A 12,236-nucleotide genomic window follows, 5' to 3' on the forward strand; every position below is an offset into this window, starting at 1 on the left:
AGCGCGACCGCGAGCGCGACATCCAGCAGGATCTTGCCCGGATCGTGCACCGCCCGCGGCGGTCGCCACGGAGCAAGCGCCGCCGATATCGCCGTATCCAGACCGGACTTGCGGACCGTCTCGACCAGCAGCACGGCTCCGGCGCCTGCGAGACGATCCCGCGACCGCCGCCCTCGACGCGGACACGCGGGTAGGACCCGATACGCTTCTTCACCTGGAAAGTGCCTCCGGCGGTGGCGGGAACAAGGACCTCGACAATCCTCATTCTCGCTGGTCAGAGGCACTTTCTGCTGTCCTGACCACCTACCGGACAGCCCGCTTCATGAAAGCGCGAGGCTAGCTGCACCGTGCCCATCACCCGCCCGGAAACTGGCAATCCATGCACAGCCTGCAACGACGTGAGGAAGTCGCGGGCCAAGCCACGAGCCTCAGCGATCTCCGTACTGTCCTCGAACGCGGCGGAGACCTCAATCGGACGATCTACGAGCCGCCCCTGGCCCTCATCTTGCCCAGCGAAACCCATCCGTCCGCCTCACGTCCGAAGCGCCGCTATGTGGGATCCACTTACCCCCGAACCCTCAGCACACTCCCCAGAGACGACCACCAGAACGGTTACACAGCGTTGCAGCATCGGCCCTCGGCTGGGTGCGATAGCTGCCGATCTTGACCTGAGCGACGGGGGGATACTGGTGGGCTCGCCTATTCAAGTGTCGCCAGTTCCCCGTGGAACCGGCCCTGCCGGTGACCGTATGTGGTCGCCAGTGAATAATCCCCCGCATGGACCAGGGACTTGCGGCGTTACTGGGTGCAACGGTAGGTGTTCTCGGCACGGTTGCGGCGTCGGCGATCTCCAGTGGGTCGACACGGCGGCAGCTGGAGGGGCAAGCCAGGGTCGAGCACTCCCAGTGGCGCAGACAACTACGGCGAGACGCGTACAGCGCCTTCCTGGCCCCGGCCAACGAGTCGCGCAGCGCTCTGAAGATGGCCGCACGAGCGCTGATAGGCGACGTCCCGGATGTGGCGGAGGCAGATCGGCGACTCCAGATCGCGCAAGATCAGTTGGTTCTGGTGCAGGCAGCTTGGGCCGGCCTCGCAATCGAGGGGCCCGATTCAGTGGAGCAGGCCGCACACAGCGTCCGCCTGGGGCTCCGCTCGATGCAGACGACTCTTCTCGCCTGGCGCGACTCCTCGGGTGCCCCGGAGCGCAACGTCAACTTCGTTGAGCGTCACGCCGTTGAGGTGACCATGGTCTCCGAGCGCCTCGGCAGCTTCACATCGGCGGCGCGGGCCGCCTTGGACGACACAGACCTTCCGTCAAGCAGGCGCAGCTGAGGGTTCGGCGCTGACCGCGGCAGATGGGACATCGGAACAAAGACCGGTGCTAAAAGATTGTTGTATGTGGGTTCAGCGAGTGATCGAACTGACCGGGTGGGAGCCGCTCGGGATCTCCGTCGACTGGGCGGCGATCGAGGGAGAGCTGGGGATTCCGCTGCCGGCGGACTACAAGGAGCTCTACGAGGTGTTCGGCGGCGGCGTCTTCAGTGATTCCCTCTACTTTCTGGGGCGCGACGAAGGCCCCGCGTTCGACTTCCTGACACAGTGGCGGGTCTCCCTGTCAGTCGACCAGGACAGCAAGCTCGGAAACGTCTCCGCCGTCGAGCCCTATGCGATCTACGCGCCGGGCAGCAAGGGGCTGGTTGAGTGGGGCTCCACCGAATGGGCCGACGAGTACTTCTGGCTGATCGATGCCGAGCGGCCGGGCGAGTACCCCGTCCTCGCGCGGTCCAATGACGTCGGCGCATGGCACCGGTACGACATGTCCACCTCGGAGTTCCTCTACCGCGTCCTTGCCGATGCCGATTTTCAACCTTTCGGGATCGCGCAGTACAACCTCGGCACAACGTTCCAGCCCGGCTCCGGCGACCCCTTCGACGGCCAGCTACTGTGACGAGAGGCTGGCCGTACCACTTTCGTGGACACGACAGTGCCGTCGTTTCTCATCGAGATCCGTGAGCCAGGTGATCACCGACTGCCTCCGGAACCGGTCGTCAAACGCTGTTCCTAAAGGCTGTCCCGTAATGATCTCTAACTGCGGCCCGCGGCCGATTGTGCCTGGCGATAGAACTGTGGACGGCTCACGGCGAGTTCGGGACCATGGCCTGCATGTCTGCCTGGACGATCAAGCCCGAGCCCGTCATCGGCCCGGCTGTGGACGAGGTGATGCTGCAGTACTTCATGGAGATGGGACGGCGGGTGCTGGGACGCACAGCCACAGACGAGGAACTTCAAGCAGTGCTCGCCAAGGACCCGCACCAGGACCTCAGCCCGCCCATTGGTGAGTTTCTCGTCGCACGCAGTCAAGAGGGCGAGTTTCTGGGCTGCGCGGGTCTCAGACTGCTTGGCGGCACCCCGAAGACCGCGGAGCTCAAGCGGATGTACGTGCACCCCGCCGGGCGGGGAGCCGGGCTCGGCCGAGGTCTGCTGCTCGCCGTCGAGGAAGCTGCCAGAAGGTTGGGCGCTGCTCAGATCGTGTGCGAGACCAACACCCAACTCACTGAGGCACGGGCTTTGTACACGCGGCACGGGTACGAGGAGATCGCGCCCTACGAAGGCCATGGCAGAGCGGATCACTGGTTCACCAAGGCCCTTGGGCGTGGGTAGCGGATCTGGCAGGTTGGCTCGCACCCACTGAGATGATCTTGTAGTGGCTGGTGTGATCACGGCGTCGGAGCCGTCCTGGATAGCCCCGTTCACCGGGCTGAGCCCCCGCTGTTTCGGCAAGTTGGTGACCGTGGTGCGCCGTGAGATCGGGAACGAGTCGCGGCGCGGGCGGCCATGGAGGCTGCCGTTGGAGGACCTCATCCTGCTGGTCACGGCGTACTGGCGCACGAACTTGACCTTGCGCCAGCTCGCCCCGCTGTTCGGCATCGTCCCGCCCGTAGTTCGCATCGAGCGGCGCAGCGCACCCGCCTCGTGCCCGAACTCCTGGCGTTCGGCGGGTCGCCTGACGGCCGGAGTAAGAGGCGTTGTCAGCAGCGGCTCATAGCATCTTGGCTCATGGGATTCTTTGGATCTTTCGTGGTGGCCCGGTGCGCCGGGCCATTGGCAGAGCTGCCTGCGATGCGGCAGGCACGCGGTGACCTGTCCTGGTCGGCTCAAGACGGTGCCTGGCAGATCGTGCAACTCCACGCCGGTGGTAGACCCGCCGACTCGATCGTGCAGGAGACGCAGGCCCCCGTGCTCGTCGCCCATGTGTTTGACAGTGATGTGGCGGCGGTGGAGGCAGCCAGCCCGAAGGGGCCGAGGTGGGAGTGCGTGCTGTCGCCGCAGATGGCGCGAGACTCTTACGGCGCTCCGGAGCAGTTGCTGAAACGGAACAAGGAGGCCGCCCCCCTCGCAGCAGACTGGGCGAGAGAGGCTGGCCGTGAACCAGATACTGATGCGGTGGCTGCGGTGCTCGCCGCCGAGGCCGACCCATTCGCGGAAGACCTGGTGCGAGAGTTGATGAGCTCTTTGGGGTTCCGTTTTGAGAGAGGTTGAACCGTTCCGGGTTTGATCGAGACTCTAGGTTGTGACTGTGACCTGGGGATTTGCGTTCTGCTGGTAGTAGGTGGCTTCATATTCTGCGGGCGGGACGTGGCCGATCTCACCGTGCAGGCGGCGGTGGTTGAACCAGTCGACCCACTCGGCGGTGGCCAACTCGACCTCGGACAGAGTCTTCCAGGGCCGCCGGGGCTTGATCAGCTCGGTTTTGAACAAACCGATCGTCGACTCCATCAGGGCATTGTCATAGGCATCGCCGACCGAACCGATGGATGCCGCGACCAGCGAGCCGGTCCTGCACGTACTCGCGCAGCCGCTCGTTGCCCGCCAGCTTCGCCGTCTTGGGACGCTTTGCGGCCTGCTGCGCTTTCCACTGCGCCACCACGGCACGGTAGACCGGCTTCCCGCTCCTGGTCGCAGCGTTTCGGCGCAGTTCACGAGAGACGGTCCCGGGGTCGCGGCCGATCGTGAGAGCGATCTCGCGCACGCCCTTGTCCTGGGCCTTGAGCAGCGCGATCTCCTCACGCTCGGCGAACGACAGGTACCGGCCGGTGGGCTTGTCCAGGCTCAGCGGCGTCATCCCGCCAGCGTGTCGAAACCATCGGATCCCGACCGGTGCCGACACGCCGACCCCTTCGGCGGCCTGGACCGTTGTGGCCCCGGACGCGATCAGGCGCCAGAACTCCCTTTGCACAGCGCGCGACGGCTCCGGGCGGCCGGGCGAGCGCATCGGCGCCCGCATCGCCCGATCCGCGGCCCACTGCCGTCGGGCCCCGGCCGGCGCCTGCGGCATCGGCTTCCTCGGTCGTCCCATCCAACACCTCCGTGATCAAGGTGTTGCGACGACCAGTTGAATTCGCCTTGCGAACCGGCATCGGAGTGATGCACAAGCTCACCAGCGACATGGCGGTGGCCCTCGCGGTCGCGTTGCCACAGCCCCATCTCCGATGCGTCCAGCACCAGTTGGGTCTCCTTGCTGGTGGCAGCGGACCAGCCGACGATGCGGCGGGAGAAGGTGTCGACGACGAAGGCGACATAGAGGGTGCCGGCCCAGGCTGCGACGTGCGTGAAGTCGGCCACCCAGCACCGGTTCGGGGCCGGAGCCACGAAGTCGCGGTCAAGAAGGTCCGGTGCCCGCCCGGCCGCCTGGTCCTGGATCGTCGTGATGACCTTCTTGCCGCGGACCGCCCCGGTGATACCCAGTTCCCGCGTCAGTCGCTCGACGGTGCAGCGGGCCACCTGATGGCCCTGCCGCACCTGTCCAACCGCTGAGTGTCTAACTGCGTGACAACGCAGGCGGACAGTGGCGAACGTCCACACACACCGGTGGACCATCGCAGCAGCTCAGAGCAGCCACGGCCCAAGGATGAGCCCTCACAAGAGTTGCTTCGGGACGAAGAGGTCGCCGGTTCATCCCGTAACCCCGATGGAGAAGTACCAGCTCAGGACACTGGGGCATCCGGCCTATGAGGCGGGTTGACTCTCCAACAGTGCTTCCACCGTCACGGTTCCTGCCAGCGTGCCCGTCAGCCATTCCGCGAGATTCATGCCCTGGGGCCAGCACTCGCCTTCATGGTTGCACCACATGACGCCCGCAGGATCGCGGAAGTCGACCAGCGACCAGATGGTGCAGCCCCAGTCGTAGATCAGCACCAGGCCGGCCGGGATACGACCGGACGGATCCGGGCCGTCCTGGTACAGCTCGGCGATGTCCGCAAAGTTGCCCTGCGCGGCCCCACCGCTCACGCCCAGGATCCCCTCGTTCGGGCCGAATCCGCCGTTGGCGACCTCGACGTACAAGCGCCGCAGGAGAGGAGGCAGCGGGAACCCGATGGCCTCCTCCGCCCCGGCAACAGCCTCGGGTGTTGCGGGCGGTGGCGAAGTCCTCGCCCGAGCTACGATCCGCAACGCCTCGACAACCTCATCATCATTCATCGGCTCAGACTCTCAGCCCAGAGCGATCGGACGTGCCAGATGTGTGCCAGATCCTGCGGAGAACCACGGGGAACAGCGGGGAAAAAACTGTCGACCGCCTGCGCACCGGTCCACGTCCACCGCAGGTCAGAACAGCTAGCGCGTTCAGAGAACCCGAGCTTCCCAAGCTCAGGGCTTCAGTCGGATGCCCGGTGTGGCCGTCGCTCCTCACCGTTCAAAGCGTTGTTGATCTCCCGGAGACGCTTCTCCGGCAGGGCAAAGGCGTTGCAGGGGTTTCGGTAGGAGTGCCCGCCGTCATTGATCCAGATGGCGTCCGCCAGCCTCCAGTGGGCAGGCTCCCACTGGCCCTGGTTCTCCAGCAGCATCCCCGCTACTTCGGCGGGCTCTTCAATCAAGGTGAGAGCGGCAAGCGCGGCAGTGAGTGGAACAGCCGCGTCGTCGGGGAGCCGCGCATCACCGAAGGTCGGGAAGAGCAAACGCACAGAGTTCTCCGCAGCGATGAAGTCCCACCGCACGTCGGCGGGTACCTGCGCGAGCGTGACGTTCTGCCGGTTGACGCTGCCGTCGGTCGCCAGGACCGTGCCGTCCGACCAGTAGTAGACGTTGTTCTGCAGCAGTGTCGTGGGATTGGGATCGGGGATGGTGACGGTGGCGTAGGCGTAGCCGACGGCCGCTGTCGTGCCGCCGAAGAAGAGCAGGAAGAGCGCAAGTAGTTGGCGTATCGACGGCATCCAGCGGCGTGGTCCCGTCCTGCCCCGGCGCGGGTAGTCGATCCAAGGTTTCTTCTGTGGTGCCATTCTGCGGGCGCGGCCTGGCAGGTCCTCTCGTGTGGCCTGGTCACGACGTCCGGCCGGGTGGGACATGGCGCGGTGACCCCCCGCACTTCTGCCGCCGTTGAGGCGCTGCGGCGGCCTGCGTCGGTGTCCGCTCATGGGCTGTGCTCACTGTCCATGAGGTGTGCGAAGCCGGGATGCTGCGGAGGCAGGTCGTCGCCGGGCGCCTCCGCGCCCGCCGGGGCCCGCAGACTGCCGTACCGCTCCATGCGCTGCCAGCGCAGCCGCGAACCCGACACGGCGGTGTAGACGGACTGGATCACCACCAGGTACATCAACTGGCGGTAGACGAACTGCTGCAGCGGCAGGCTCCACAGCGGGCCCGGCCGTTCCCCGTCGAGGCGGAACGCGTACAGGCCCATCAGGAGTTGCAGCAGCAGGAAGGCCAGCCACAGCCCGATGATCCGGACCGGGTCGAGGAAGAGCAGCCCGTACAGGGCGAAGATGTCCACGACGGGGGCGAGCAGCGGCAGCAGCACCTGGAAGAGCAGCAGATAGACCAGACCCCGGCGGCCCAGTTTTCCGGCCGCACCGCGCTGCACCAGTGCGCCGCGATGCTTCCACATCGCTTGTAGGGTGCCGTAGCACCAGCGATACCGCTGGCGCCACAGGGCGTTCAGGGACGCGGGCGCCTCGGTCCATGCCCTGGCGCCCTCCTCGTACACCACGCGCCAGCCGGCCCGGCACAGCGCCATGGTGAGGTCGGTGTCCTCGGCAAGGGTGACGTCACTGACGCCGCCGAGGGCGAGCAGCGCCCGGCGGCGGAGCGCGCCGACCGCTCCGGGTACGGTCGGCATGCATTCGGCGAGGTCGAACAGACGGCGGTCGAGATTGAACCCGACCACGTACTCGATGTGCTGCCAGCGGCCGAGCATACCGCCGCGGTTGACGACCTTGGCGTTGCCCGAGACGGCACCCACGCGCGGGTCGGCAAAAGGCTGCACGATCGTGCGGACGGTGTCGGGTTCGAAGACCGTGTCGCCGTCGACCATGACCACCAGTTCGAAGCGGGCCGCGGCGAGTCCGGTGTTGAGCGCGGCGGGCTTGCCCGCGTTCTGCTGCCGGATCACCCGCACCGGCAGGCGGAGCGACTCGACCAGGTCGGCGGTGCCGTCGGTCGAACCGTCGTCAACCACGATGATCTCCACCGGATGGTCCGAGGCGAGCAGCGAGCGCACGGCCGCCTCGATACCGGCGCTCTCGTTGTACGCGGGGACGATGACGCTGACCGGCTCGGTCACCGGCGGCCCCCAGATCCGGCTCCGGCGCCCCGTGCGCAGGCGCCGGTGCCGCCACGCGGCGAACAGGACGACCGCCGCGCGGAGCACACTGATCGCCCCGGCCGTGTACATCAGCACGCCCAGCAGCCACACCAGCCAGTCGCCGGCCTCCAGCACCCGGACGAGGGCCAGGCCCTGCAGATGGTCGCTGAGCCCGGCGGGCCGGACGGGTGCGGCCATGCCGACGGCGTCGGAGACGGTCGCGAAGCTGTATCCGTCCGCCTTGAGCCGTGGCAGCAGGGCGGTCAGCGCGGCGACGGTCTGGGACCGGTCGCCGCCGGCGTCGTGCATGAGCAGCATCTGACCGGCGGTGCCGTGCGGGGTCGCGTTGGTGAGGATGCGGCTCACTCCGGGACGCTGCCAGTCCTCGGCGTCCCGGGTGGTGAGCACCGTGACATAGCCCGCCGCGTCGGCCTGCTTGAGGACCGACCAGTCGGCATCGCTCAGTGCGTCGTTCTTCGAGGAGTACGGCGGCCTCAGCAGCGCGGTGGTGACGCCCGCGGCCCCGGCCACCGCCAGCTGGGTCTCGCGCAGTTCCAGGGATCGCTGCCAGGGGGCGAGGCGGGCGAGGTCGGGGTGGGTGAAGGTGTGGATGCCGATCTGGTGGCCCTCGGCGACCATCCGGCGGACCAGCTCCGGGTGGGCGACGACCTGTGTGCCGACGACGAAGAAGGTCGCGTGCACATGGTTGCGGCGCAACACGTCCAGGATGCGCGGCGTCCAGACGTGGTCCGGGCCGTCGTCGAAGGTCAGCGCGATGGTACGGGGCTTCACCCAGCCGGTGTGCGGGGCGGTGGCGGCGTTCGCTATCACGGGGCCGCCGTGCACCACCTGGCTGGGCACCGTGTCGTTCCGGCCACGGGCGCCGGTCACGTCGTCCGACGTGATCCCGAACATGTGATGGGTGTAGCCCTGCAACAGGAGGGCCGTCGAGAGGGCCACCGCCAGCACGCTCAGCAGCATCCAGTGGGTGCGAGGTGTGATCCGGCGGGTACGGCTGGGGCGGCGCGGAGGAGCGCTGCGGTGTCGGCGATCGGTCACGTCAGGGCCTTGGATCACTTCACGGGCCTGTGCGACGAGCCGAGGGCGCGGCCTTTGGGCACGTGGGCGGAGGGGGTCGTAGAGGTCGGGGACGTGGTCGCGGTTGGCGCCTCGGTGGGCTCGGACGTGACCGTCGCGGTGAGAGAGGCGGCCGGCCGGGCGGTGGCACCGGGGGTGTGTGGCACCGCGGAGCGGGAGTTCTGCCGCGCCGCAGTGGGGCTCGGGCTCCCCGCGGAGTGTCCGGTGCCGGACGAGGAGTCGGGCACCGCCGCCCGGGGTGGGGTCCGGTGCGTGGAGTCCGGCTGCGGGACGAACGGGGCACTGATGCCGGGACCGCCCAGCATCGTGCTGATCAACAGGGCGAAGTAGCCGCCGGCCGGGATCATCAGCAGTCCTGCGGCACGACGCACGCGGCGCCGGCGTCGCCCGGAGGAATCGACGAAGACGGGCCGCGCCGACTCGTCTGCCGAAGTGTCCGATTCCGGTACGGGATATTCGGAGGTGTCGAACTCCGGGGGCAGCCCGATGGGGACGTCGCCGTGGGGGGAACCCCACGGCGACGTGACGGGGACCGGCTCGGCCACGTACTGCGGCATGCCGATGGCCCGGGCGTACGCCTCCATCACCTGGGGGTCGCCTTGCGGGTGCGTCCGCTGCGCGGGTTCCACCGGATCCCACGACATCGTGGCCGTGTCGGTGGGGGCGCCGCCGCCGTTCTCGTGGCCGTAGGCGTAGGTGTGCCCGGCGCCGCCGTACGGATCCTCGCCGTACGCTCCGCCGCTTTCGTTGGTCCCCTGCACGAGTCACGTCCCCTGTCCTGGCCGACCGACAAGGTCGTCCGCATGGAAAGAGCGCACTCGGCCGGAAGTGTTACACCTCGCCTTCACAGAACGGACCGTCCGGTGCAAGGAAGCCGCCGGTCTCAGGCCGACAGCCGCTTCACCACCGCCTGCCCGCACTCGGCCGTCCGCGTGTAGAAAGCCGTCAGCTCCCGGTGCTCCGCAGCGAACGCACCCCACGTCTCGGTCTCCGCGATGACACCGCCGTAGCGCGGCAGCAGTTCGTCGCGGGCGAAGAACCACAGCGCATCGAAATCGGCCGTGGTCAGGAATTCGGCCACCCGGCGGGCCTGGCCCGCCGTCAACACCAGGAACAGCGGCTGGCGCGGGGCGCGGCGGAACGCCGGTCGGCCACCGAGCACCACCTGGGTCCCGGGCCGGTTCTCGGCATCACGCGGGCAGACACCGGCGTAGATGCGCTCCTGATCCAGATAGCGCTCGCCCAGCACCTCCTCGCGGTGCCGGACAGCCTCCGGGCCGTCCTCGAAGAGTCGCTCGATCCAGGTCGCGCTGTTGCGCAGTGCCGGGGGCGGCACCGCTCGCAGACGGAGGTACGCACTCATGCCATAGGGAGCGCACGGGGGCGCCGAAGCATCACGCGCCCCCACAGAACTCCGTTGCGGGAAGTCGCGAATGCGGCGGTCGGCTCTGGGCGCTTCGGCGGGCGACGTGTAGGAGGCCTGGCGCGTTGTGACATTTCTGTGAGGAAGGACGCTGGTCACGATGGAGGCCGTCGAGGCGACCGGAGCGCGGCGGACGGCATGCAGCAGTGATGAACGGCGCGAACGAGGACAGTCTTGGGCCAGACACGGCAACCCCGGCGCGTACAGGCGTACGACGGGGAATTGGGCACGGCAGTTGCGCGGGCCCAGGACGGCGACGAAACCGCCTTCGCCGTCGCCTACCGGCTGGTGCAGCCCGGCCTGCTCGGCTATCTGCGCGGGCTCGTCGGTGACGAAGCGGAGGACGTGGCGTCCGACGCCTGGCTGGAGATCGCCCGCGACATCGGACGCTTCAAAGGCGACGGGGCCGGGTTCCGCGGTTGGACGGCGACCATCGCCCGGCACCGGGCACTGGACCATCTGCGCCGCCAACGGGTGCGGCCTCGGCCAGGAGGGACCGAACAGGACGTACTGGGTCTGCCCGGCCCGCACAACACCCATGAACAGGCCCTGGAGTCCCTCTCCACCGAGTGGGCCCTGGAACTGGTTCGCGGACTGCCGCGGGACCAGGCCGAGGCCGTCCTCCTGCGGGTCGTCGTCGGCCTGGACGGCCCCGCCGCGGCGCGTGTCCTCGGCAAGCGTCCGGGAGCTGTACGGACCGCCGCCCATCGCGGCCTGAAACGCCTCGCCCGCCAGCTCGGCCTCGACAGCGACGCGGACGAGGGTGTGACGGGTGAGGCTTCCCCGACGCTGGGGGAGTCGAAATGAACGACGCCGACGAAAGTGGGCCGGCTGGCGGACACAAGGGTCCGGCACGCGGAACGAATCGAACACATCGGACCGGAACGGAAGCAGAGATGGGTGATCGGATGAACGGCGACGGGGTGTCGGGCCGCCGACGTGAGCACCCTGGCGGCACCGAGTCCGGCCCGTTGGACGCGCGTGACGCCGCCGCGCTGGAATCGGTGCTGGCCACCGCCCTGCGCGAAGGCGTTCAGGACCACGAGGCCGAGCAGCGGGCCCTGACCGCCTTCCGGGCCGCCCGCGACACGGGGGCGCGTACCCGGCGCCGGGACGACTGGCGGCTGCCCGCGGAGCGGCGTGCCGGGCGGTCCGTGAAGATGACGTTCGGTGTGGTGTTCGCCAGCCTCACCCTGGGCGGTGTCGCGGTCGCGGCCATCGGTTCGGCGGGCTCTTCCACGAACGGTGCCGGTGACGGCCCGGGAACCGCGCACCCGGCGGCGGCCCCGGCCCGGCCGGGCGGTGCGGCCCCGTCGACGACCTCCGGCGGCCCCGGGACGGTGGGCGGCCCGGCCCGCGCGCAGGACACCGAAGCCCACTGCCGTGCCTACGAACAGGTCAAGGGCCACGGCAAAGCGCTCGAGGCGACAGCCTGGCAGCGGCTCGTCACGGCCGCCGGCGGGAAGGACAGGGTCGCCGCATACTGCTCCGAGCAGCTGGCGTCGGCGACGGCCGCGCCCGGCAAGTCGGGCAGTACGGGCAAGCCCGGTGTCGGCAACGGCTCGACGGCGACGAAGAACGCGATCGGAAACGGCCGAGCGAGCGGCGGCAAGGGCAACGGGAAAATCAAGTAGAGCCGCCGCCCCCGGAGTCCGCGAGCAGGCAACCGGCGCATGACCAGGGCCTTACCGCCGCGGTGGGCCCTCGTACGTCCTGGCCGGCGGGGCGCCAGCGGAGCGCCGTCATGCCACGAACTCCTCGTTCAGGTGTCGATTGTCGTGACGTGTGTGGTGTTGCGCCACGGGGGCGTAACAGGCGCCGACCTGGGCCCTTGAGAGTGCGAAAGTCTTCTCAGCCGCCGGTGGTTGCTTCCGAATCGGGGGCGGCTCGAACTCATCGTCACCGGGGCGAAAGTCAATACCGAAAGAGGGACACCATGCGTACCAGGACTGCTCGTTGGGGCCTTTCGACCGCCGTTCTCGTCGTCGCCGGGCTGGCAATGACCGCCTGCGGTCCTGTCGGCTCGACCTCTGCGGCCAACTCCACCACCCCGGTGTCTGCGGGGGCGCCCGTCGGCGCATCGACCGGCGGGTCGAACGCCGCCACGTCCGCGCCCGCCAGCTCCGGCTCCTCTTCCGGCTC

The 12,236-nt window shown here is 68.6% G+C and carries 12 protein-coding genes and 5 pseudogenes; 7 read left to right on the top strand and 10 right to left on the bottom strand.

Annotation, left to right across the window (positions count from 1 at the left end; translation table 11 throughout):
• Window positions 1-214, bottom strand: a pseudogene (locus tag ABZ396_RS31210) (transposase); the annotation flags it as partial.
• Between the two features lie 563 nt (window positions 215-777).
• Between ABZ396_RS31210 and ABZ396_RS31215 the strand changes: the two are divergent.
• The 5 genes and pseudogenes from ABZ396_RS31215 (at window position 778) to ABZ396_RS31235 (ending at window position 3,540) form a co-directional block, all read left to right on the top strand.
• On the top strand, window positions 778-1,332 hold the full coding sequence (locus tag ABZ396_RS31215; protein ID WP_358918733.1) for a hypothetical protein: 555 nt from the start codon (window positions 778-780) through the stop codon (window positions 1,330-1,332).
• A gap of 79 nt (window positions 1,333-1,411) precedes the next feature.
• On the top strand, window positions 1,412-1,948 hold the full coding sequence (locus tag ABZ396_RS31220) for an SMI1/KNR4 family protein (protein WP_358918731.1): 537 nt from the start codon (window positions 1,412-1,414) through the stop codon (window positions 1,946-1,948).
• 215 nt (window positions 1,949-2,163) lie between these two features.
• Entirely contained in the window at window positions 2,164-2,661 is a 498-nt protein-coding gene (locus ABZ396_RS31225; protein ID WP_358918729.1) for a GNAT family N-acetyltransferase, read from the top strand.
• Between the two features lie 43 nt (window positions 2,662-2,704).
• Window positions 2,705-2,929, top strand: a pseudogene (locus ABZ396_RS31230) (transposase family protein); the annotation flags it as partial.
• A gap of 128 nt (window positions 2,930-3,057) precedes the next feature.
• Entirely contained in the window at window positions 3,058-3,540 is a 483-nt protein-coding gene (locus ABZ396_RS31235; protein ID WP_358918727.1) for a hypothetical protein, read from the top strand.
• A 24-nt stretch (window positions 3,541-3,564) separates the two neighbouring features.
• Here the strand turns inward: ABZ396_RS31235 and ABZ396_RS31240 are convergent.
• From ABZ396_RS31240 to ABZ396_RS31275, 8 genes and pseudogenes are all read right to left on the bottom strand, one after another.
• Window positions 3,565-3,816, bottom strand: a pseudogene (locus ABZ396_RS31240) (integrase core domain-containing protein); the annotation flags it as partial.
• A 7-nt stretch (window positions 3,817-3,823) separates the two neighbouring features.
• Window positions 3,824-4,285: pseudogene (locus tag ABZ396_RS31245) on the bottom strand (helix-turn-helix domain-containing protein); the annotation flags it as partial.
• Window positions 4,213-4,797: pseudogene (locus tag ABZ396_RS31250) on the bottom strand (DDE-type integrase/transposase/recombinase); the annotation flags it as partial. The pseudogenes ABZ396_RS31250 and ABZ396_RS31245, both read right to left, overlap by 73 nt.
• Window positions 4,798-5,007: 210 nt before the next feature.
• Entirely contained in the window at window positions 5,008-5,478 is a 471-nt protein-coding gene (locus ABZ396_RS31255; RefSeq protein ID WP_358918725.1) for an SMI1/KNR4 family protein, read from the bottom strand.
• 176 nt (window positions 5,479-5,654) lie between these two features.
• Window positions 5,655-6,209 carry a hypothetical protein gene (locus tag ABZ396_RS31260; RefSeq protein ID WP_358918723.1) on the bottom strand — a complete coding sequence of 185 codons (555 nt, stop codon included), beginning with the start codon at window positions 6,207-6,209 and terminating at the stop codon, window positions 5,655-5,657.
• A gap of 197 nt (window positions 6,210-6,406) precedes the next feature.
• Window positions 6,407-8,632 (bottom strand): bifunctional polysaccharide deacetylase/glycosyltransferase family 2 protein, encoded by a 2,226-nt coding sequence (locus ABZ396_RS31265; RefSeq protein WP_358918721.1) that lies wholly within the window; start codon window positions 8,630-8,632, stop codon window positions 6,407-6,409.
• Between the two features lie 14 nt (window positions 8,633-8,646).
• Window positions 8,647-9,432: a hypothetical protein gene (locus tag ABZ396_RS31270; RefSeq protein WP_358918719.1), complete on the bottom strand. Its 786-nt coding sequence runs from the start codon at window positions 9,430-9,432 to the stop codon at window positions 8,647-8,649.
• Window positions 9,433-9,554: 122 nt separating this feature from the next.
• Window positions 9,555-10,034, bottom strand: a complete 480-nt coding sequence (locus ABZ396_RS31275; protein ID WP_358918717.1) for a DUF1877 domain-containing protein — start codon at window positions 10,032-10,034, stop codon at window positions 9,555-9,557.
• 234 nt (window positions 10,035-10,268) lie between these two features.
• On the opposite strand from ABZ396_RS31275, the gene ABZ396_RS31280 reads away from it, so the two are divergent.
• Both ABZ396_RS31280 and ABZ396_RS31285 read left to right on the top strand, forming a co-directional pair.
• Window positions 10,269-10,901, top strand: coding sequence for an RNA polymerase sigma factor (locus tag ABZ396_RS31280; RefSeq protein ID WP_358918715.1), 633 nt, complete (start codon window positions 10,269-10,271; stop codon window positions 10,899-10,901).
• Between the two features lie 89 nt (window positions 10,902-10,990).
• Window positions 10,991-11,728 carry a hypothetical protein gene (locus tag ABZ396_RS31285; protein ID WP_358918713.1) on the top strand — a complete coding sequence of 246 codons (738 nt, stop codon included), beginning with the start codon at window positions 10,991-10,993 and terminating at the stop codon, window positions 11,726-11,728.
• A 280-nt stretch (window positions 11,729-12,008) separates the two neighbouring features.
• On the opposite strand, the gene ABZ396_RS31290 is transcribed toward ABZ396_RS31285, so the two are convergent.
• On the bottom strand, window positions 12,009-12,236 hold a 228-nt coding region (locus ABZ396_RS31290; protein ID WP_359186467.1), incomplete at its 5' end, for a hypothetical protein.

Source organism: Streptomyces sp. NPDC005866 (assembly GCF_040629895.1).
Classification (GTDB): Bacteria; Actinomycetota; Actinomycetes; order Streptomycetales; family Streptomycetaceae; genus Streptomyces.

Bases quoted from the DNA above. Each gene is read 5' to 3' on its own strand.
- ABZ396_RS31215 (WP_358918733.1), top strand. From the start codon at position 778: ATGGACCAGGGACTTGCGGCGTTACTGGGTGCAACGGTAGGTGTTCTC.
- ABZ396_RS31225 (WP_358918729.1), top strand. From the start codon at position 2,164: ATGTCTGCCTGGACGATCAAGCCCGAGCCCGTCATCGGCCCGGCTGTG.
- ABZ396_RS31235 (WP_358918727.1), top strand. From the start codon at position 3,058: ATGGGATTCTTTGGATCTTTCGTGGTGGCCCGGTGCGCCGGGCCATTG.
- ABZ396_RS31255 (WP_358918725.1), bottom strand. From the start codon at position 5,478: ATGAATGATGATGAGGTTGTCGAGGCGTTGCGGATCGTAGCTCGGGCG.
- ABZ396_RS31260 (WP_358918723.1), bottom strand. From the start codon at position 6,209: ATGCCGTCGATACGCCAACTACTTGCGCTCTTCCTGCTCTTCTTCGGC.
- ABZ396_RS31275 (WP_358918717.1), bottom strand. From the start codon at position 10,034: ATGAGTGCGTACCTCCGTCTGCGAGCGGTGCCGCCCCCGGCACTGCGC.
- ABZ396_RS31285 (WP_358918713.1), top strand. From the start codon at position 10,991: ATGGGTGATCGGATGAACGGCGACGGGGTGTCGGGCCGCCGACGTGAG.